This is a genomic window from Janthinobacterium sp. 35, from assembly GCF_002754575.1.
In the GTDB taxonomy this organism is placed as follows: Bacteria; Pseudomonadota; Gammaproteobacteria; order Burkholderiales; family Burkholderiaceae_D; genus Janthinobacterium; species Janthinobacterium tructae.
The window spans coordinates 5,642,624-5,661,683 of record NZ_PEFN01000001.1; the positions used below are offsets into that span (position 1 = coordinate 5,642,624).

At 59.6% G+C, this 19,060-nt stretch carries 20 protein-coding genes; 6 read left to right on the plus strand and 14 right to left on the minus strand.

The genetic code is table 11. From position 1 onward, the window contains the following. Positions 1–87: 87 nt before the first annotated feature. Positions 88–519, plus strand: a complete 432-nt coding sequence (gene cadR, locus CLU93_RS25120) for a Cd(II)/Pb(II)-responsive transcriptional regulator (protein WP_034787498.1) — start codon at positions 88–90, stop codon at positions 517–519. Positions 520–531: 12 nt separating this feature from the next. Then, a complete protein-coding gene (locus CLU93_RS25125) occupies positions 532–1,602 on the plus strand; it encodes a hypothetical protein (RefSeq protein ID WP_099763824.1) in 1,071 nt (356 codons plus the stop codon). Here CLU93_RS25125 and CLU93_RS25130 read toward each other — a convergent pair. The 7 genes from CLU93_RS25130 to CLU93_RS25160 all read right to left on the minus strand — a co-directional run bounded on the left by CLU93_RS25130 (position 1,599) and on the right by CLU93_RS25160 (position 6,581). Next, entirely contained in the window at positions 1,599–3,149 is a 1,551-nt protein-coding gene (locus CLU93_RS25130) for a methyl-accepting chemotaxis protein (protein WP_257225090.1), read from the minus strand. The two genes, CLU93_RS25125 and CLU93_RS25130, sit on opposite strands and share 4 nt — an antisense overlap. An 84-nt stretch (positions 3,150–3,233) precedes the next feature. Continuing rightward, a complete protein-coding gene (locus CLU93_RS25135; protein ID WP_099763826.1) occupies positions 3,234–3,701 on the minus strand; it encodes a cache domain-containing protein in 468 nt (155 codons plus the stop codon). Between the two features lie 228 nt (positions 3,702–3,929). Next, on the minus strand, positions 3,930–4,322 hold the full coding sequence (locus tag CLU93_RS25140; RefSeq protein ID WP_099763827.1) for a hypothetical protein: 393 nt from the start codon (positions 4,320–4,322) through the stop codon (positions 3,930–3,932). Positions 4,323–4,380: 58 nt separating this feature from the next. Continuing rightward, complete coding sequence (locus CLU93_RS25145) at positions 4,381–4,767, minus strand: hypothetical protein (protein WP_099763828.1); 387 nt, start codon at positions 4,765–4,767, stop codon at positions 4,381–4,383. Positions 4,768–4,870: 103 nt separating this feature from the next. After that, positions 4,871–5,422, minus strand: coding sequence for a DUF4142 domain-containing protein (locus tag CLU93_RS25150; protein WP_099763829.1), 552 nt, complete (start codon positions 5,420–5,422; stop codon positions 4,871–4,873). A 112-nt stretch (positions 5,423–5,534) separates the two neighbouring features. Continuing rightward, on the minus strand, positions 5,535–6,185 hold the full coding sequence (locus tag CLU93_RS25155) for an SMI1/KNR4 family protein (protein ID WP_099763830.1): 651 nt from the start codon (positions 6,183–6,185) through the stop codon (positions 5,535–5,537). 3 nt (positions 6,186–6,188) lie between these two features. Then, the gene (locus tag CLU93_RS25160) at positions 6,189–6,581 is read right to left on the minus strand and encodes a MerR family transcriptional regulator (protein ID WP_099763831.1); all 393 of its coding nucleotides are present in this window, start codon (positions 6,579–6,581) and stop codon (positions 6,189–6,191) included. A 71-nt stretch (positions 6,582–6,652) separates the two neighbouring features. Here CLU93_RS25160 and CLU93_RS25165 point away from each other — a divergent pair, with 71 nt between their 5' ends. Continuing rightward, positions 6,653–7,447 (plus strand): SDR family NAD(P)-dependent oxidoreductase, encoded by a 795-nt coding sequence (locus CLU93_RS25165; RefSeq protein WP_099763832.1) that lies wholly within the window; start codon positions 6,653–6,655, stop codon positions 7,445–7,447. Between the two features lie 2 nt (positions 7,448–7,449). Here CLU93_RS25165 and CLU93_RS25170 read toward each other — a convergent pair whose 3' ends face one another. Beyond that, entirely contained in the window at positions 7,450–8,343 is an 894-nt protein-coding gene (locus CLU93_RS25170; protein WP_099763833.1) for a LysR family transcriptional regulator, read from the minus strand. Between the two features lie 101 nt (positions 8,344–8,444). Between CLU93_RS25170 and CLU93_RS25175 the strand changes: the two genes are divergently transcribed. Further along, a complete protein-coding gene (locus CLU93_RS25175; RefSeq protein WP_099763834.1) occupies positions 8,445–9,905 on the plus strand; it encodes an amidase in 1,461 nt (486 codons plus the stop codon). Positions 9,906–9,997: 92 nt separating this feature from the next. On the opposite strand, the gene CLU93_RS25180 is transcribed toward CLU93_RS25175, so the two are convergent. Continuing rightward, entirely contained in the window at positions 9,998–10,426 is a 429-nt protein-coding gene (locus CLU93_RS25180) for a DUF2061 domain-containing protein (RefSeq protein ID WP_099763835.1), read from the minus strand. A 218-nt stretch (positions 10,427–10,644) separates the two neighbouring features. Here CLU93_RS25180 and CLU93_RS25185 point away from each other — a divergent pair, with 218 nt between their 5' ends. After that, positions 10,645–11,418 (plus strand): hypothetical protein, encoded by a 774-nt coding sequence (locus CLU93_RS25185; RefSeq protein ID WP_099763836.1) that lies wholly within the window; start codon positions 10,645–10,647, stop codon positions 11,416–11,418. Positions 11,419–11,474: 56 nt separating this feature from the next. On the opposite strand, the gene CLU93_RS25190 is transcribed toward CLU93_RS25185, so the two are convergent. From CLU93_RS25190 to CLU93_RS25205, 5 genes are all read right to left on the minus strand, one after another. Beyond that, on the minus strand, positions 11,475–12,842 hold the full coding sequence (locus CLU93_RS25190) for a chitinase (protein WP_257225092.1): 1,368 nt from the start codon (positions 12,840–12,842) through the stop codon (positions 11,475–11,477). Between the two features lie 261 nt (positions 12,843–13,103). Further along, a complete protein-coding gene (locus tag CLU93_RS25195) occupies positions 13,104–14,663 on the minus strand; it encodes a PA domain-containing protein (protein ID WP_099763837.1) in 1,560 nt (519 codons plus the stop codon). Between the two features lie 846 nt (positions 14,664–15,509). Continuing rightward, positions 15,510–16,358 (minus strand): hypothetical protein, encoded by an 849-nt coding sequence (locus CLU93_RS27965; RefSeq protein ID WP_143451811.1) that lies wholly within the window; start codon positions 16,356–16,358, stop codon positions 15,510–15,512. Between the two features lie 33 nt (positions 16,359–16,391). Next, positions 16,392–17,198 carry a hypothetical protein gene (locus CLU93_RS25200; RefSeq protein WP_099763838.1) on the minus strand — a complete coding sequence of 269 codons (807 nt, stop codon included), beginning with the start codon at positions 17,196–17,198 and terminating at the stop codon, positions 16,392–16,394. A gap of 438 nt (positions 17,199–17,636) precedes the next feature. Further along, entirely contained in the window at positions 17,637–18,212 is a 576-nt protein-coding gene (locus tag CLU93_RS25205; RefSeq protein ID WP_099763839.1) for a rolling circle replication-associated protein, read from the minus strand. A 251-nt stretch (positions 18,213–18,463) separates the two neighbouring features. Between CLU93_RS25205 and CLU93_RS25210 the strand changes: the two genes are divergently transcribed. Further along, positions 18,464–19,042: a hypothetical protein gene (locus CLU93_RS25210; protein WP_099763840.1), complete on the plus strand. Its 579-nt coding sequence runs from the start codon at positions 18,464–18,466 to the stop codon at positions 19,040–19,042. The last annotated feature ends 18 nt before the right edge of the window (positions 19,043–19,060 follow it).

Sequence of the window (19,060 nt, forward strand, 5' to 3'; positions counted from 1 at the left end):
TCTGGATTGGTGTATGCTTCCATTAGAAACCCTGTAGTCGCTACAGGGTCAAGCGGAATGTGCAAGAAAGAATGAAAAGGGGATGCCATGCGTATTGGAGAACTGGCCAAACGGACAGATTGTGACGTGGAAACCGTGCGTTACTATGAAAAGGCGGGCTTGCTGCAGGAACCGGGGCGCAACAGCGCCGGCTACCGCGAATACCGCGAAGAACACCAGGAACGGCTGCAATTCATCCGCCATTGCCGCTCGCTGCAGATCGGCTTGACCGATATCCGCGCCTTGCTGGAATTTAAGAACAACCCGGCCGAAGGCTGCCAAAGCGTCAATGAGTTGCTCGACCACCATATCTTGCGCATCGCCGAGCAGATGGCGAATTTGCAAACCCTGCAGCAGCAACTGGTGACCTTGCGCCACCAGTGCGACCAGCCGCAGCCGTCGCAAGACTGCGCGATTTTACAAAACCTGTCCGAGGCGGCCAGCGGCCACGACTGCGCCTGCCATACCGAACTTCATTGAACCGATTGTTACATGCTGAAACTGTTGCCTAAAAAAACTTTACTGACTTTATCCCTGCTGTCGCCGCTGAGCCATGCGGCCGATGCGCCTGCCACCGCCGGCCACTACCTGACCCTGTACGCCGTACCCGGCGTGCCGCAAGACGATGACCCGTATACCTGGAGCACGGCTGGCGGCAAGCAACTGACAAAAGGCGTGACCAAGGCGGACGGCCGCGCCTACGTCAAGGGGGAAGAGGGCGAAGAAAACTATATTTTGAAAACTGTCAGCATGCGCTGGCAGCTGAAGGTCCCGGCCGAATGCTGGCAGGGTGCGCCTGACGCCTTCCAACAATGCATGCAACTGGCCAAAACCACGAGCCGCCATGATGAAGAGCAAGATGCGCTCAAGCTGGCGGAGCAGCAAAAAGACGTGAAGATGCAAGCCAAAATCGCCGCCTATGCCGTGGCGGCCAGGGCCAACGATGATGCGCTGGCCTGGCTGGGTCGCTTGCCTTCGAACTGGAGCATAGAGAGTTATGGCACGCGCCTGCTGCGCATCGGCGACAAGATTACCGCGCAGATGAGCAACGCGCTCAAGGGTGGCGGGCCAGATGCGCGCCAGTTCGTCTGCCGCGCGCCCGAGTACTACGGTCCCGTGCCGGAGCAGGCCGCTGTGAATGCCTGGATAGGCGCGCCGCGCGCCGTGCGCAAGGTGCGCTCAGGCCCCGCCTGGGATGCGCTGGTGGCCGCTGGCGCAAAGGGCAACTGGATGGCCAGGCTGGAACTGTATTACACCTTGTCCAGCGTGAATGTCAGCGAGCTGAGCCTGCTGGAACAGTACCGCATCGTGCAATTGATGGAATGGCTCCACAAGAAACAAACAGGCGGCCTGTACAGCTACTTCAGTATCGGCATGCCGGCCGCGCCCGGCAATTCCCGCAGCGTGCAGGATCAGGCCTCGCTGTATGCGGCCATGCTGGGCAGTTACGACGATCAGAACAGCCGGGGCAGCGTCTTGCAGGCGGACCCTGACCCGGCACTGGCCGAAGCGGGCCATAAAATGCTGGCCTGCGCCAAGGCCGCGTTGCCGCAACGGCACTAACGCGGCAGCAACGGCGGGCCGCCATCGCCCAGGCGGAAGGCGTCGACCACGCGCAATAAATCATGCGCCTGGTCTTGCATGCTTTGCGCGGCGGCGGCCGATTGCTCGACCAGGGCGGCATTGCGCTGGGTCAATTCATCCATTTCCGTGATGGCATTGTTGACTTCCTCGATGCCCTTGCTCTGGCGCTGGCTGGCCGCCGTGATGTCGTTCATGATTTCCGTCACTTGCTTGACGGAGGCGACGATATCGCCCATGGTGCGCCCGGCGCTGTCGGCCAGCTCGCTGCCCGTTTCTATCCGGGCCACGGAATCCTCGATCAGCTGCTTGATTTCGCGCGCCGCCGTGGCCGAACGCTGCGCCAGGCCCCGCACTTCCGTGGCGACGACGGCAAAGCCGCGTCCCTGTTCGCCCGCGCGCGCCGCTTCCACGGCCGCGTTCAAGGCGAGGATATTGGTCTGGAAGGCGATGCCGTCGATAACGGCGATGATATCGACGATGCGCCCGGAACTGGCCTTGATCGAGCCCATCGTCTCGACCACCTGGCCCACCACGCGGCCGCCTTCCAGCGCCACGTTCGAGGTCGACAGCACCATCTGGTTGGCCTGGTGCGCATGGCTGGCGTTTTCGCGCACGGTATCGGTCAAGGCATGCATGGACGTTGCCGTTTCCTGCAAGGAATGGGCTTGCGATTCCGTGCGGGCCGACAAGTCCGCATTGCCCAGCGCGATTTCACTCGCTTCCACCGTGATGGTGGAGCCGGCCTGGCGTATCTCGCCCAATAAGGTATTCCAGTTTTTCACCACGGTGGCCAGCGCCCGCGACAGCTTGCCCACCTCGTCGTCACCACGGGCATCGATGCGCATGGTCAAGTCGCCGGCGGCCAGGCTTTCGGCGGCGCGGCACGCCTCGTCGATGGGACCCACCACGGAGCGCGCCACCCAGGTGGCAATCAGGGCCAGCAAGGCAAAGCCGAGGGCCATGGTGCCCAGCGACAGCCAGCCAGCGCGCTGGCCCGCATTTTTTGTTTCCTGCAAGGCGTCGGCGGTGCGAAGGTCGAGGTTGAGCAATACCTGGCGCAGTTGTCCGCGCACTTGCTGGTAGTGTCCGGCGGCATTTTGCATCGCCGCCACGCCCGTATTCGGATCCATCGAGGCCAGGTCCAGCGCCTGCGCCACGCTGGCCCGGTAGCGTTCGACGCCGGGCAGGGCCTGGGCCGCTTCCGTGGCGGCACCCGAGAATTTCTTGAGTTCCGTCAACCCTTGTGCGATGGCGTTCAGCTGGCCATCCGTTTGCGCGCCGAATTGCTTGAACTGCTCGTCCGTCAGGCTGGCGGCGATGGCAATCTTCGCATACACGTCGGCATGCACCTGGCCCAGGGCAATAGCTTGCTGGCTAGCAAGTCGCTCGGCTGTCAGGGTGACATCTTTCAGCTCGCGCATGCGCTGCTCGTTCTGCTGCATGGCGAAGTAGGACATGGCCCCCATGGCCAGCAGGCAAGCCAGCGCGACCACCGGGACGATCAACATCTTCTGTGCGATTTTCATTCGGGCCCGTATCGTTGAGAAGTTCGTTGAGAGATTCGTTGAGAGATCGGCGTACCATCCCGGCGCTGGCGGCGCGGCGGCTGGCTACAGGTAGATGCCGCCGCAGACGACGGTCTCGGCCAGCTTTTCGCAATACATCACCTTCGGCTCGATCTTCTTGGTTTCCGGATTCGTGAATTTGTATTCCTGCCAGAACGTGCCCTTGCTCTTGGCCAGATCGACGCGCTCCTTGACGAAGGCCTTGCCATCGATATCCTTCAATTCGATCAAGTTCTTGCCCACCATTTTCGGGTTGGCGCCATGCGCGACGACCGTGCCGTCGAGCTTGTAGACGACCAGGTACAGGTCGTGCAGGATGAATTGCGGCGACTTGGCCGTGATCTCGCCATACGCCTTGGCGTCGCCGGCGCTCTTGATATAGGACACGCCTTTCTTGACCATGGCTTCGGCATCGGGGCGCGTGGCGCCGCCTTCGGCCGCGCTGGCGATGGATGGCAGGGTGGCGGCGGCAAGCATGAACGACAGGCAAACGGCAGGGGCGAACTTGGACATGGAAATCTCCTTCACATTGCGGCAGGGAAAGCCGGCAGAGAACCGGTACGGTGGGGGAAGTGCTGTTGATTCATAGTAGCGCGATGCCAGCACACATGCGCTGGTGCAACAAATATTTTTTTCAGACGGGCGTTTTTGCAACGCCGCGTGCAAATTGAAAAAAAGCAGTATTCAGAGGGGAAACGGTGTCACCGACTATCGATACGATAGTGTGGCATCCGCACTGCGCTACCAGCCGGATGGCTCTTCCGCAGCCGCGCGCGCCAGGTCATCGCGCCAGTCTTGCTGCACCAGGCGGTAGATATCGGCAAAGAAGGCGCGCGGGTCGGCCATGTCATCCCACCGGATGGGCAGGGCATAGGTACTCTCGGGGTCATGCTCGAGGATGACCCCGAAGTCATAACCGGGATCTTGCAGCGCCTGCGCCAGCACGGCCACCAGCGCGTGGCGGTGGCGGTAGTCCAGTTCCTTGTACTGTCCCGTGATGTCGCGCCGTATCAGCGCCGCGCGCTGGTCGGGATCGTTCATGTCCCAGGCGGCCAGTTCCACGCCCAGCGTGTGTTCGCGGTCATACACGTCGAAAGGGCCCAGAAAATGGTACAGCGTGGGTTCATATGGCATATCGCCCCAGGGGCTGCGCACGCCTGATGGAGCAGGTGTCGGCATCAAGGCTCGCCGATCACGCGCATTCGGGCAAGGTCCAGCCTTCGTAACCCATGTCGGTCGGGTAGATGGCGCGGTTCTGGTTCTGGCCCCAGCGGGCATGGTCGAGGATGCCGTCTTCATGCATGTCCAGCACCCATTCCGTGCTTTCCAGCAAGGAGCCATCCTTGTGGTACACGCGGAAGAAGCTGGAAGTGCTGAGGGCGCGCACGATATTGTGCGGCACGCCGTTGCCGTAGTGCGGCACATAGGTCTTGATCACGCACGTGCGCTGGTCGTTCCATTGCTGCGCGTACACGGTGGCGTTGCGGGCGGCCGCCACCTTGATGAACAGCCAGACTGCCAGCAAGATGAGGAACAGGAGGGCGGCGGCGATCAGGCCGGTTTTCTTGAGTAGCTGCATGAGGTCATGGCATGGCCGAAAACGAAGTTGCCGCATTGTATGTCAAGAGCGGAAATGCTTGCTGTACAGCACGTACGGCACGCATTTCCCCGCGTATGGTGGTCTATTTCGCCAATGCCGCCTGCAAGGCGTTCGCCATGTCCAGGTGATGTTGTAACGCTGGCAAGGTTTTCGTGGCAAAGGCCTTGATGTCGGGATCGCTGGCTTTCTGGCTGGCATCCGTAAACAGTTTCACGGCCTCCTTGTGCGCGGCCACGCCGATGCTGGCTGCATATTCCTTGTCGAATTGCTGGCCTTCCAGGCGGCCCAGCTTGTCGATCTGCGCCTGGTGCTTCTTGCCGGGCTGGTCGCTGACCTCGATCTGCTTGCTGCTGGCCAGCTGTTTCAGCTCGTCCGCCACTTTCGCGTGATCGGCAAGCATGGCGTCGGCGAATTTCTTCACCTCGGGATTGCTGCTCTTGCTTTGCGCTACTTTGCTGGCGGCAATTTCCGTGCTGCCCGCGTCGGCGGCCTTGCTGAGGAATTGCTTGTCGTACGCGCCCGGCGCGGCGGCGGCGATGCTGTTGATGGCGATGCCGCTCAAGAGCGCCACGGCGGCGCCGATGGCCACGCTTTTCAGGGAGGGTGTACGGGAACTGGTGGTCGAGATGCGCATGGGATGCCTTTCATATCATGAGTGCATGCGTGGTTTTTTCTGCAAGCTGATGACAATGTTAAGCCCCCAGCCTGCGCACACCCATAGGACAGGCACGATGATCCCCGTAGGACTAGTCCTGTTCGTTAGCGCACAGTTCGACTTGTTTCAGCGCAAACAAGGCGGCGATGCCCGCATCGCGGCGCCAGGCGGGCATGCCGATATCGAGCCATTCTTCCATCGCATCCAGGTGGGAGGGTTCCGAGACGCTGTGTTCGAGTTCGTCGAGCACCGTGTCACGGTCGATATACAGGCAGTCCAGCCAGGCATCGAACGAGGGCGCCAGTTCGATGAAACCGTGGGCGCGCTTGCCCGTCCACTCCGGCAACTCCTGTACATAGGCCAGCACGCGGCCGCCGCCGTCTTCCGTCAAGTCCAGATAGACCATGGAATTGCCGCCATCGCGAGCGAAGGGCAGGATGCGCACCGGCATGTCCGTATGCTGGCGCGCGGCGCGGATCTCGCCGACCAGGGTTTCATCGCAGAAATCGCCCTCGTCGGCGCTGAAGAAGGTATTGAAACCCATTTTTTCCACGCCACCATTGCCGTCTGGCACATCCGTGGTGTAGTCGAACCAGGCGCCGTTGGCGACCTGCAGGAACGCCAGGAAGGCGGGTGGCAACGGTGCTTCCAGCAGGGTTTCGATGGCGGCGATCTGCTGCGCCGTGGGGGCAGGCTTGACGCCCTCGAGCGCCAGGTGGCGGTATTGCGTGTAATAAGTCATTGATTATCCTTGTAAGTTTCTTGCGACCGCGACGCCATCCTCGCAGCCCGTCTCCACCTTCGCCAGCGCGTCGACCAGACCGGCGCGCAGCACGGCCATCGAGCGGGCCTTGTCGTCGATTTGCGCGATTTTCGTTTCCAGCATGATCCGCTTGGTGGCCGCATCGAGCGCGTTTTCCTGCCAGACGGCAATGACTTCGGCGATTTCCTTCAAGGTAAAGCCCAGCGCCTTGGCATGGCCGATCAGCTCGATCCGGCGCAAGGCTTGCGCCGAGTACTCTTTATAGTTGTTCGTCATGCCCGGCTGCGGCGCTTCGTCCAGCAGCCCCTGGCGCTCGTAGAAGCGCACCGTGTCCTTGCTGACGCCCGTCAGGCGGGTGATTTCTCCGATGCGCATGATTTTTCTATTGACCGTGGACTAAAGACCACAGTTTACAGTGAAAACTTCATTCACTTCACACCGCTGCCATGACCGCCTTCAACTATACCAATCAAACCGTGCTGATCACGGGCGCCTCGTCCGGCATCGGCCGCGTCTTTGCGGAAACTCTGGCCGCGCGCGGCGCGCATTTGCTGCTGCTTGCCCGCTCGGGCGCCGTGCTCGACAGCCTGGCCAAGGAACTTTCCCAGCGCCACGGCATTCGCGCGCACGCGCTGGTCGCCGACCTGAGCCTGCCCGCCGCCGCCCAGAATGCCCATGCACAGGCCTGCGCGCTGGGCATGCCGCCCGACGTGCTGATCAATAACGCGGGGTTCGCCACGCATGGCAGGTTCGAGAGCATCGCTCTGGCGCGCCAGGCGGCCGAGGTGACCGTCAATTGCACGGCCCTGATGGAGTTGACGCACTGCGCCTTGCCGCGCATGCTGGTACAAGGGCGGGGCGCCATCATCAACGTGGCGTCAACGGCGGCCCTGCAGCCCGATCCCTACATGGCGGTCTACGGCGCCAGCAAGGCTTTCGTGCTGTCGTTTTCGGAAGCGCTGTGGGCGGAAAACCGCAGCCGCGGCGTGCGCGTGCTGGCCCTGTGCCCGGGCGCCACGGAAACGGCCTTTTTCGACGTGGTAGCCGCGCCCGAAGCGGCCGTGGGCAAGCGCATGGCGCCGCAGGACGTCGTCGATGAAGCGCTGCTGGCGCTGGACCGGGGCCGCAGCAGTCACGTGGCGGGCCGTCCGAACCGGCTGCTGGCGTGGCTGCCGCGACTGCTGCCGCGCCAGACCGTGCTGGGCATCGTGGAGGGCATGCTCAAGCCGAAGGCGGTGTAAAGTCAGACGGCCATGATGCGCTCGCGCAGCCAGCGGTGCGCCGCGTCCAGGTGCATGCGCTCGTGCCAGACCATGGCCATGTCGTAGTCGGGCAAGGTGACGGGCGGCTCCCACGTGCGCAGCGCGCCCAGCGCATTCTTCAGCAGGCGCGACGGCAGCAGGGCCACCATGTCGGACTCTGCCAGCAGGGGCGGCACGATCAGGAAATGCGGCACGGACAGCACCACCTTGCGCGTGCGCCCCAGCTGCTGCAGCGCCGTATCGACATTGCTGCGGAAACCGCCGCCGTTCGGCGAGACGACGATGAATTCCAGCGCGCAAAACTGATCGAGGTCGGGCGCAGCCTGCAGCAGCGGGTGGTCGCGCCGGCCCGCCAATACATAATGCTCGGTGAACAGGGTACGGTGGCGCAAGCCAGGCGGCGCTTCTTCCTGTGCCAAAAAGCCGAGGTCGACCTGGCCGCTTTCCAGCTCGTGCGCCATGCGCGCCGGCACGGCTTCGAACACGGCCATGCGCGACAACGGCGCCTGCACGCGCAGGGATGCCAGCAGGGGCAGCAAGATCGCATACTCGGTGGCGTCGGCCGCCGCCAGATTCCAGCACACTTCGGCGGTAGCCGGATCGAAGGCCGATTCCGGCTGCAAGACTTGCTCCAGTTGGGCCAGCACGGCTTGCAGCGGCGCGAACAAAGCCAGCGCGCGGGCCGTGGGCAGCATGCCGCGCGGACCGGGCAAGAGCAGCGGATCGTCGAAGGCCGTGCGCAGCTTGCCCAATTGCACGCTGACGGAAGGCTGGCTCAGGTGCAGCCGCGCCGCCGCCCGCGTGACGTTGCGTTCAATCAACAGCGCGTTCAGGGTCAGCAGCAGGTTCAGGTCCAGCTTGTGCAAATTGTTCATGGCTATACCTTGCATATCAACTATTCATTTCCACTATGATAGCGCAAGCCCTACAGTTGTTCCTGTGATTTCCACTCTTCATCTTTTACAGGAATTAACCTATGCAACTCCATGAATATACAAGCTTTGATGGCTTGGGACTGGCCCAGCTGCTGCGCACTGGCGCCGTCTCGGCTGCCGAACTGCACGACGCCGCTCAGCGCGCCTGCGCCGCCGTCAACCCGCAGATCAATGCCGTGGTCGAGCTGTGGCCGGTGGATGTTACGCAAATAAACAGCGCGGCGCCGTTCGCCGGCGTGCCATTTCTGATCAAGGACGTGGCCGTCACCATGGCGGGCCAGCGCAGCGAAGTGGGCAGCCGCCTGGGCGCCGGCCATGTCGCGTCGTTTGATTCCCATCTGATGACGCAGTTCCGCGCCGCCGGGCTGACAACCTTCGGCCGCACCAGCACGCCCGAAATGGCGTTCGCCACCACCACGGAACCCGTTTTATATGGCGCCACGCGCAACCCGTGGAACGTCAGCTTGAGCGCGGGCGGCTCCAGCGGCGGCGCGGCGGCGGCCGTGACGGCCGGCATCGTACCCTTGGCGCATGCGACGGACGCGGCCGGGTCCATCCGCGTGCCGGCCGCATCGACGGGCCTGTTCGGCCTGAAACCTAGCCGTGGCCGGGTCTCGAATGGCCCCGCCATGGACGAAATCTTCAGCGGCCTGGGCGTGCAACTGGGCGTGAGCCGCACGGTGCGCGACAGCGCCGCCTTGCTCGACTGCGTGCAGGGCGTGATGGCAGGTGAACCGTATGTGACGCATGCGCCCAATTTTAGCTGGCTGTCGCAGGTGGATGTAGCGCCGGGCAAGTTGCGCATCGGCGTACAGCGTACCGCCAGCAATGGCGCCCGACCCGTGCCTGCTATCGATACCGCCCTGCAAGACACCGTGCGCCTGCTGGAAAGCCTGGGCCACCACGTGGAAGAAGCAGCGCCTGCGCTGGGCGTGTCGTGGCAAGCCTTCGTGCATGCGAATGCCCGCATCTGGTGCGCCAATCTGGTGCCGTGGATAGACGCCCTGGCGCGGGAAAGCGGGCGCGGCGTGTCGCTGGCGACCCTGGAAGCGGCCACCCTGGCCTGCTACCGGTACGGGCAGACGGTGTCGGCCGTCGATTTCGTCGCCGCCCTCGACGTGCGCAATACCGTCGCGCGCCACGCCGCCGCCCTGTTTCACCAGTACGACGTCTTGCTGACGCCCACCATGCCGGACGTGCCATGGCAACTGGGCCGTTATGGCAAAGACGAGGCACAGCTTGATGGGCTGGGCTGGACGGCGCGCCTGTTCGAGCACTCGCCCTACACGCCGCTGGCCAACGTGGCGGGCTTGCCGGCCATGTCCGTGCCGCTGGCCATGTCGAATGAAGGGTTGCCGATCGGCATGCAGTTCATGGCGGGCTATGCTCAGGATGGAACGCTGCTGCGCCTGGCAGCGCAGCTGGAGCGGGCGGCGCCGTGGCTTCCAAGGCGGCCGCCCGTGTGGGCGGGCAAGGAACAAACATGCCTTGCCGGTGGCTGAAACCAGCCACTATACCGGCTTGGGCCAGCGGCAAAAAGCCGGGGTCGGACCCGCCGGGTCCGACCCCAGTCCTTGCTCTTGGGTGAAAAATATCAGGTAGGCAACGTCGCCAGCGGCGCCGCACTGCGGTTTTCCAGGCGACTGCGGACTTTTTCCCACAGCCGGTCGTGGAAGGGCAGCACGATCACGTTGCAGATCGGTTCGACCACGGCCAGCAAGCCGCCGAAGGCCATGGAACCCGTGGCCCAGTACATGACGCCGAACGCCACGCCCATGTGCAAGGCCGTCTGGCTCAGCTTTTCACCGGCCAGGGCGGCAAAGCCCAAGTGGCTGGCGGCATGGCGGCGGCGGATCGCGTGCCAGGCTTTTTCATGCCATGGCAGCAAGCCCACATTGATGATCGGTTCGATGATGGCGGCCAAGCCACCGAGCGCGAGCGACCCCGTCAGCAAGTAGGCGAGGCCGAAGGCGATCGACATGTGCGTGCAGACCTGGCTGAATGTTTTGATGGCAGTGAACAAGGGGGCTCCTCTCTGTTGAATTCGCTTATCCTTGATTCAGATAGTAACGATTCTCATTTACAAAAGGAAGTAAAATATTTCAACTGGATTAATAGTTATTGACTATTGAAAATAGTAATATCATTGTATTTTATAAAATTGAACAATTTAGCCGTCACACAGCGCCTGCGTTCTCTATACCAAGTAAGCCAGTATTTTCTGGTGCTTGGGAGAAACAAATGACGACCCTTTTGGATGACATCCTGGCCACGCCGCAGCCGTGGTCGCAGCAACCGATTGCCGAATGGCGCGATATGTTTCCTGCGCAACATGGCGCCAGCCTCGACGATTTCGTCGTGCGCGAATGCCGGCGACGCGACGCGCACATGGACATGCGCAATGTGGTGGGCCAGACGGCCCACTATGCAGGACAATCGTGGCGCGACGCGGTGCTGGAACCGCAATACAGGCCGGGCAAGATGCGCGACGTCTTTGCCCGATATGAGCGCAACCCCGGCTATTATTTCAACGGTGAACTCGACAACGGCATCCAACTCGGCTCCATCGATGGCGAGAATTGGTATACCGATGGCGGCGGCAATCACCGCACGGTGGTGGCGAAGTTCGCCTGCGACCGCATAGCCCGCCGGACCGGGCACTATCCGCTGGTGCGCGGGGTGTCGACCAGCCACTATCAGCCGGACATGCAGGCCTGGCACCTGTTTTGCCAGCTGCGGCAACGCCACGCGGACCTGATTCAATTGTCCGTTACGCGTGAAGGTGGCGAAAGAACCGTTGTGGCAGGCGCGACGGAAATCACGTGGCACCTGAGGTTCTTCGTGCAGGATGGGCGTTTTGGCGGAATCGCGCGCGCCGAACATCTCGACGCTGCCCGCTTTTGCGCCTACGCCCGGCATGTACTGGCCCATGGCGGCAAGCCAAGCTGGCACGACCGAGTGCTGCACCGCCTGGTCGGCGACCGGGACCGGCTGGTGTACCGGTCCCTGGCGTGAGCACGCCTATATAGATAGTGCAGGCCGGAGGAGGGGAGTCCTGCTCCGGCCTGCCCTTACGGCAGGGTCTTCAGCACATTCTTGGTCGGCACGGAGAAATTATAGTTGTCGTGGCGGTCCCAGTTGATCGACCACGTCATCACGCCGCGGAAGTCCGGATACGCCTGCAGCGGCTTGATGGTGCCGCAATTGAGCAGGCGCGTCAGGCAATTCAGGGCGTTGCTGACGTCGGCATTCGTCGTGAAACCCGAGCCGGCCGAGCTGCGCCCCGACGGTACGCCGAAACCCACCTGGTCCGGACGCAGGCCCGCGAAGGTATTGCCGCCATAGTTAAATCCCTCGATCAGCATGCGCGCCGTGGCCACCAGCTGGTCGGCCGAACCGGCCTTGATGGCGCCCGTGGCGTACGGTGTGTAGATGTCGCCATTATTGTAGTACTGCGGGTGCAGCACCGTCAGCTCGGAACGCAAGGCATTGATGATGGGGATGTAAGCGCCCCAGATGCTGCCGTAGCTCGTATATCCCCCCTCCACATACACCCATTCCGGCGCCATCGACAGATAAAAGCTGCTGCCGACCTTGGTTTTCAGGTTTTTCACGGCGATCGGCAGATAGGTCTGGATGGCCGCGCCTTGCGCCACACCATTTTCCAGGTCCAGGTCGATGCCGTCGAAGCCATATTTGGTGATGATGGCGTACAGGCTGTTCGTGAAATTCGTCGCTTCGGCCGTGTTGCCGACGGAAACAGAACCGTTTTGTCCGCCCAGCGACAGGATGACTTTCTTGCCCTTCGCCCGCTTGGCGGCCACGTCGGCGATGAATTGCGCTTCCGTGCCTGCGCCCGGATCGATGGTCAGGCTGACATTGCCGCCGCCCGCGTTGTCGCCGAACGAGACGACGATCACATCCCAGTCGTCGCTGACCTGGCTGATCGGATACGTGGCGCCGCTGGGATTGGTGAAGTTGTGCCAGTAGCCGATCAGCGCATGTTTCGCCAGGCCGGTGGGTGTCGGTGTCGGTGTCGGTGTTGGAGTCGGGGTAGGCGTCGGTGTCGGGGTGGGAGTTGGCGTAGGAGTAGGGGTAGGCGTGGGTGTCGGCGTTGGGGTAGGAGTCGGCGTAGGTGTCGGCGTAGGTGTCGGCGTGCCGCAGTCTCCCACCACCTTCCAGGGCTGGCCGCTGCCGCCGCCGCCGCTGCTGGTCGATGGGTTATTGCCTTGCGTCCACCAATTGGCCGTGTAATTGACATTGTTGTAGCTAGCCTGGCCGCCGCCGTTGTAGGCGGTGCCGCTGCTCCACGGCGTGTAGCAGGCCACCGCTGTGGTCGCGCCGGCCAGCAGCTGGCTTGTGCTGGCGTTGGCGCCATCGCTGCCGCCGCCGCAAGCGGCCAGGCTACCGCCGAAGAGGGTAATGATGAGGCTATTCATGACTGTCCGGTGCATCGCATCTCCTTGTGTGTTTTTAGTATGGCCGGGCGGCTGGACACCGTCCGATTTTTCAGAGTGCAGGCATTGCAAGTGGTAGTCAACTGGTTTTATTCTTTGCGCAAGATCACAATACCAGTTGCAGCCTTGCCCCAGAGGATGGGCGATGCGGGCCATACCAGTGTCTGTTTGCCAGGGTGCTGGTATGGTGTACGGAAGGGCGCCGGGAGCAGGGCGGGGAAGGGCGGAGTACTCTCGCGACGGCTACGGCGCTGTTTCCTTGCGCAAATCGGCATACGGCACGCGCGACAGATCCAGCAGCATCTGCGTCAAGGCCACGGTTTCGCGCTGCATCAGCCGGTAGTCCGCCTGGGTCACCGTGCCGATGCCGTAGCTGAACTGATAGGTCGGCGCCTTGACATAATTTATCGTGGGTGGGCGTTGCGCAGCCCGGAACGTCTGGCCTGCATCGGGCCAGGCGACCTTCTGCGCACTGCCATCGCCGCCGGTATTGCCAGGCGGCAGCGCGAACGCGGGTGCCACACCGGCCTGCCTGAGCATGGCGTAGGACGCCTCCATCAGGACAGGCGTGCGCGGTGAAAACAGGGCTGCCGGCTCGGACCTGCCCGTGAGATGCAAGTAGCCGTTGCTGTCGGGCAGCACTTCCAGCGCGCCCAGTTGCCCGATGGCGAGCATCGCGGCCATGCGCTGCGTCAAGCCATCGTCCTTGTGGCGATCCATAAATTGCGCGATGCCCGCGCCGCCCGCGAGATGACCGCCCGTCAGCAGCAGCATGACGCTGCGCGGCAAGCTGTCCTGCGGCAGGCGCGCCAGGTACTGAGCCATGTCGACGATGGCGTTCGGTCCATTGTTTTCCAGCCCGTTCGTGCCATCCGTGTAGCTAGCCAGCACCATCAATTCATCCGACTTGCCGGGGATGATGCCGACCAGGTTGCGCGTCTGCACCTGCCGCACGGTGGCCGCCATGGTCAGCCGCAAGACAGGCGCCGTGCCGGCCAGCACGCGGTCGCGCAGGCGCTGGCCACGGCCGCGGTCGATAAACACGCCGGGCAGCTGGCGCACCACGCCGTCGCAGGGTGCATACAGGCCGTCCGCCGCCAAGGACGGCGTATCCAGAATGACGATCACGCCCGCCGCACCGGCCGCCTGCAGGCTGTCCAGCAGCGAAATGAACGGCCCCAGCATCTGGAACGGGCGCGCATACGGCGTGTCCGGCCCCATGGCGTGCTCAGGGTCGTGGACGTGCACGGCCGTCTGATGGAAAACCTGGCCCGTCCACGCCACTTTGGGCATCTCGACGAGCACCAGCTTGCCTGCCAGGCTGGCATCGGGCTTGGTATTGGGCGCCAGGTAGACGATGCGTCCCGTAATGCCGGACGCTTGCGTGACGCCCGAATACGGAATATAGCCAGCCGAAGGCAGCACGCCGGGCCGCTCGCCATCCAGCACTTCCAGGCCCCAGTGTTCCGCCTCCACCGACCATTGGCGCAAGCTGACCGGTTCAAAGCGCAGCTGTTTGACACCGGCGCGCGCCAGGCGTTCATGCAACACGTCGATATACGCTTCATGCCGGGGCGATCCCGTGGCGCGCAACAGGCGCTCGTCCAGGTCGTATTGCCAGTCCACCAGTTGCTTTCTGGACAGGAATTGCGTGGCGTCAACCGTCACGGCAGCCGATGCAGGCAGGGCGCGCGCAGGCCATGGGCCGGGCTTGCTGGCACAGGCGGACAGAGCTGCCGCGACGGCCAGCGCGGCGCTCGCGCGCAGCAGAACGCGCGAAATATCTTGAGACTTTGCCTTCATAATCGCCTGTAAACCCTTGATTTCATATTTGTATTTCACCGAAAAGAACGTCGAGGAAGTCAAGGCATGCCCAGCAAAAGAGATAAGGCGGGCAATCTTACACGAGCACGTCCCGGCACACACATTGTTATGGATTTGCAATGCAATCGTGCGCAACGTGGACGATGGCGGCGGCAAGCCGCAACGCGGCGCGCTGCCTTGCGGTCACGGCGCAAACATGACGCAAGCCGTCCGGAAAACGATTGCTGGCGCAGCCGCTGTGCCATCAACGCGCCGCGTCCGTTGAGCCATGCCTGGCCGCCAATGCCTGGTCAAATCCATCGCAGTGGTCCGCATGGACAGTTTGGCCCACGACGCCAGCCAAATACGCTGGCGCACGGTAGCCGTGGCAGATCGCTGCCGAAGTTGCGCGGCCACACGAGCAGCCGAACGGACCCGCCAGACCTGCGGCCAGGCACGGCGCACACCAGCGCTGCGGAGTGACAGGCCAGCAGGCACGCAGAACCGCCAGCATTGCACCGGGAGACAGGCACGCAGCGCAGCGAGCGGCAGCAAACACCAGGAATCCTGCGCTCCAGCCTGGAGCTGGCCAGCGTATCGAAGCGCAAAGGGACTGCACAAACTCATGACGAAAAAGTCAGGGCGCCAGGCGGCGCGCAAAAGGCCAGAATCGCATTTGCGATTGTACAAGTTGCAAAAAGGGGGATTTGACGAATTCATCCATAACTTCGCATAATTTATATTATGTCAAATGATGAACGGGAGACGAAAGTACTTTTTGGTATCTTTTTACCACCTAAAAGTACCCCGCTTTTCTAGAGAATTACTGGCATGCACTGGCAATTCTCAACCATGATCATTAACTCCGTTCTCCTGCACTTCAACCAATTCTACGATAAATTCAGCATATTCACGATAGTCCTCCAAAAACTCGTCAAGTTGCTCTTGAGTCAGCAATCGAACTGTTCTTTTTGGACTTTCTAGAAGTGGTGTGATTGAAGTTAGACGATATTTCTTCTTTTCGTAATAATCATCTGCCTCTTGCGGGGTAATTACTTCCTCCTTAATAACTTTTCCTAACGAAACTTGGGTTCTCGTCGTCCAATATAATTCTTGAAGCAACTCAACTCCAAGTTCAATGATAGTTCTTGCCCCTTCCTCGGACACAGCCTCACCGTGAATCGCCCGATTGCACAGTGCGATCACCTCCTTAAGTGCCTTGCCAACGTCTTGACTAATAATTTCATGGCTTGTTAGTTTATTTACCAACCCACCAAGGCTAGAAGGATTATGCTCAATTGAACTAAACCGTGCTATCTGCCCAAGCAATTTTTCCAATTCTATTCTTACTTTTGCTAGCGCAATTACTGGGTCAGATTCAGATAATTTCCTAATTGATTCACTGGCGACGTGAATTTCTGGACGTTCTTCCCTATCATCTTGCATTTCACTTAAAGTTTTTTCTGTTGTTGACTTCAACTTTTTAATTTCATCTATATCAATTTCAGCCTCAAAATCACCATATTTAATTTTTTTAATGGCGGCAATAAAAGGACTTATGAGCATAATTGCCAACAAACAAATAGATGTAGTATCAACAGTAAGATTGATGATTTTAAAACTGTGATCGATGAGCAATGCTAAGGCAATAGCAAAAGCAATCCACCATAAGTTTTGAAAAAGTTTAGTTTTCATAAGATTGATACCGAAAAAATTTCAAAAAATACTCTAAAAAACTGTTTTAATAATTTTTTTCACGCCAGATATTAGATCTTGGACTTGTTCTGGCGTTGGCTCTGGGATTTTACTGTGGTCACATAAATTTCGAATATCCGCTAAATGCTGTATAAAACGCCATTGCGGCAAATCAATAATATTTGCTTCTTTTAACGACTCATTAAAATTAGCAATAGTTGAATTCTTTTTTGGAACGATGCCATGATCGATACATACTTGGGATAAATGACGTTCGAGCACAACACCTGCAACTGCACCTGCGGCACGGTGGAATTTATATTTCAACAACATCTCTGCTGCTTCAATTTCAGAATCAAGTAAATCTGCTTGAACCAACTGCCGGATATCGAAAAGTGAACTTTTAAATCGAGACTTTGCAGCCGCAACCATTGCACACTGCTGATCAAATTGTGGAATAGCAGCGCTTGCATCAACAATTACTACTTCATTTAATCCTCTGGTTATTCGGAGGTCCTGTAAATAATCTTCAATGCGATAATTTTCATAATCTATGGACTTCCTATTTTTTGGCTTTTCGTAATGACGAATAAAATCCGCAACTCTGTCTGGCAAAATCTGGCGCAATAAAACCAACGACTCTGAATACCATCCTTGATATTTTTCTTTGAAATCTGGAATGGACTTTAAAAATTCCATGGCATTTTCTCCATGTGCCTTTTCTGCGGCAGCTTTAAAATTTTTAGAATTTGTCTCATATGACATTGCAAGTTGCAGCATTCTCCCACGTTCCAATAGGTCATCAATGTCATTTTTGAATCGATCCAAATTTGTAGCCATAAACCTTTTCCAATATTAAATGTATTTAAAAAAAGAATCAAAGATGTTTAATTAATTATTTTTAGCAATACAATTCTAACTCAAAACATTGGAAATATGTCAACCTATTTTTCCGTTTGTGTATTAAAGTCACCGCGCCTCGCCCGTCCACAAATTCCATGACAACGTAATTCGTCATTAAAGCATCTCTCACAGACACGTAAACGCAGACAGTAGCGAGCCTGTTGAACGGCCCATTTCGGCACCCCAAGCATGTACATAAAATCGCCCAACATCCTCGTGCGATTGACCGCCCGCCAATTGGTCCGCCTGGAGTTCCGAATGATCCAGTACTGATTGCGGAACTCATCCTCTATTTTCTCAAGTATCCGCAGTGAATTAGCATCAAAGTTTGCCATGTCACGTCCCTCCTCCCCGTCAATCAAGGTGGAGTAACTGTCAGACCAGACAATCGTCCGCCACTTGTGGCAATCCCGGGGCCGTCGCCAAGTACACGACACCAAGATTGTTGTTGCACCAGGTCTGCAAGCCATCCATGCAATGGCCGAAAAGCGCCTGGAATGCGACCTGCGCAGCGCGCAGCATGTTTGTACAAAACGGCACCCGCCATACGTCCACTTCCGGCACCACGATGCCACTGGAGCGGAAGTAGCGTTTCTGGTCAAGCGCCCTGCACTGCATTTCCTTGCCGTAGTATTTCGCTATGTAGCTGGCGATCTCGTGCGCCCCGGCCACGCCGAAGCCGAAACGGTGCGGGTCGCGGATGTGGACCTGTCCCATTTGTTCACCGTTCGGGCCACGCCCCAGGATGCCTTGCCAGATCGAGCGCAGCAATGCATACATTTGCCGCCCTGCGACGGCCACATGAAAATGCAAGGCACCACGGGCTTGTTCCTCAATGACCGCCACATAATGAAATTGTTTATGCTTACCAAGCTTTCGCCAAAACGCCTTCCAGTGTTTTAATGCAAGTTCACGGTCCAGCATGTTTTCTCGGTAGGTCAACGTCACCATGTGATCAGCGTCGATTTGCTTGCAGCAAAGACGCAATCTGGAAATACGCGGCGTCTGGCCGTGTAAGTATCGTTCCAGCTATTCTTGATACCTGTGCCGACCGACCACGCGCCAGAGCGAGTAAACAACTCCCTTTTATTTCAAATGATACAAACATGCTACAAAGCTGTTCAATAGTTTCGCGGATTCCTGCCGTTGACCTATGCATGGCATGAACAACAAAGTTCTGCCGCACCAACAGGAGAGATCGTATGGCAGGAATATCAGCAGTCAGCGGCGGTACGGGATTTATCCCTACGCAAAGCAAAAAAGACGTCACCAGCGCGGCGAGTGCCGCAGAGCAAAAGGTCGCCGCGCCGGTCAGCGAGCCGCCGCAGGGTGCCAATGCGGAAGTCACTGGCGCGACGGCCGGTAAGGCGCCGAACGGCGCGGCAGCGTTGTCGAACACGCTGCAGAGCCAGTACGACGCCTCGCGCGTAGACACGTCGGCTGTCGATGGACGCACCGCTCAGACTGAGACCGGCAGTGCCGACACGGCCAAAGCTGGCGGTACCGAACAGGCCGGCGCGGCCGACGCGTCGGCCGTCAGCAATGACACCAGCCTCACCGCCACGGCGAGTTCCAGCGAGACTTACGAAGCCGAAGACAAGAACGAAAACGGCGAGGTCACCGAGCAGGAGCGCGCGGACTACAAGGAAACCAACGCCTATCTCAACAAGCATCCCGAAGCCGCTGCCAACGCAAAAGTCAAGGTCGCGGTCGATGCCTACGTGAATGGCGCGGCATCCTTCGCCGAACCACCACGGTCCGCCATTGCGACACAGGCCTGATACTACAATGGCGGGTAT

Bases quoted from the DNA above. Each gene is read 5' to 3' on its own strand.
- cadR (WP_034787498.1), top strand. From the start codon at position 88: ATGCGTATTGGAGAACTGGCCAAACGGACAGATTGTGACGTGGAAACC.
- CLU93_RS25125 (WP_099763824.1), top strand. From the start codon at position 532: ATGCTGAAACTGTTGCCTAAAAAAACTTTACTGACTTTATCCCTGCTG.
- CLU93_RS25130 (WP_257225090.1), bottom strand. From the start codon at position 3,149: ATGAAAATCGCACAGAAGATGTTGATCGTCCCGGTGGTCGCGCTGGCT.
- CLU93_RS25135 (WP_099763826.1), bottom strand. From the start codon at position 3,701: ATGTCCAAGTTCGCCCCTGCCGTTTGCCTGTCGTTCATGCTTGCCGCC.
- CLU93_RS25140 (WP_099763827.1), bottom strand. From the start codon at position 4,322: ATGCCATATGAACCCACGCTGTACCATTTTCTGGGCCCTTTCGACGTG.
- CLU93_RS25145 (WP_099763828.1), bottom strand. From the start codon at position 4,767: ATGCAGCTACTCAAGAAAACCGGCCTGATCGCCGCCGCCCTCCTGTTC.
- CLU93_RS25150 (WP_099763829.1), bottom strand. From the start codon at position 5,422: ATGCGCATCTCGACCACCAGTTCCCGTACACCCTCCCTGAAAAGCGTG.
- CLU93_RS25155 (WP_099763830.1), bottom strand. From the start codon at position 6,185: ATGACTTATTACACGCAATACCGCCACCTGGCGCTCGAGGGCGTCAAG.
- CLU93_RS25160 (WP_099763831.1), bottom strand. From the start codon at position 6,581: ATGCGCATCGGAGAAATCACCCGCCTGACGGGCGTCAGCAAGGACACG.
- CLU93_RS25165 (WP_099763832.1), top strand. From the start codon at position 6,653: ATGACCGCCTTCAACTATACCAATCAAACCGTGCTGATCACGGGCGCC.
- CLU93_RS25170 (WP_099763833.1), bottom strand. From the start codon at position 8,343: ATGAACAATTTGCACAAGCTGGACCTGAACCTGCTGCTGACCCTGAAC.
- CLU93_RS25175 (WP_099763834.1), top strand. From the start codon at position 8,445: ATGCAACTCCATGAATATACAAGCTTTGATGGCTTGGGACTGGCCCAG.
- CLU93_RS25185 (WP_099763836.1), top strand. From the start codon at position 10,645: ATGACGACCCTTTTGGATGACATCCTGGCCACGCCGCAGCCGTGGTCG.
- CLU93_RS25190 (WP_257225092.1), bottom strand. From the start codon at position 12,842: ATGAATAGCCTCATCATTACCCTCTTCGGCGGTAGCCTGGCCGCTTGC.
- CLU93_RS25195 (WP_099763837.1), bottom strand. From the start codon at position 14,663: ATGAAGGCAAAGTCTCAAGATATTTCGCGCGTTCTGCTGCGCGCGAGC.
- CLU93_RS27965 (WP_143451811.1), bottom strand. From the start codon at position 16,358: ATGAAAACTAAACTTTTTCAAAACTTATGGTGGATTGCTTTTGCTATT.
- CLU93_RS25200 (WP_099763838.1), bottom strand. From the start codon at position 17,198: ATGGCTACAAATTTGGATCGATTCAAAAATGACATTGATGACCTATTG.
- CLU93_RS25205 (WP_099763839.1), bottom strand. From the start codon at position 18,212: ATGGTGACGTTGACCTACCGAGAAAACATGCTGGACCGTGAACTTGCA.
- CLU93_RS25210 (WP_099763840.1), top strand. From the start codon at position 18,464: ATGGCAGGAATATCAGCAGTCAGCGGCGGTACGGGATTTATCCCTACG.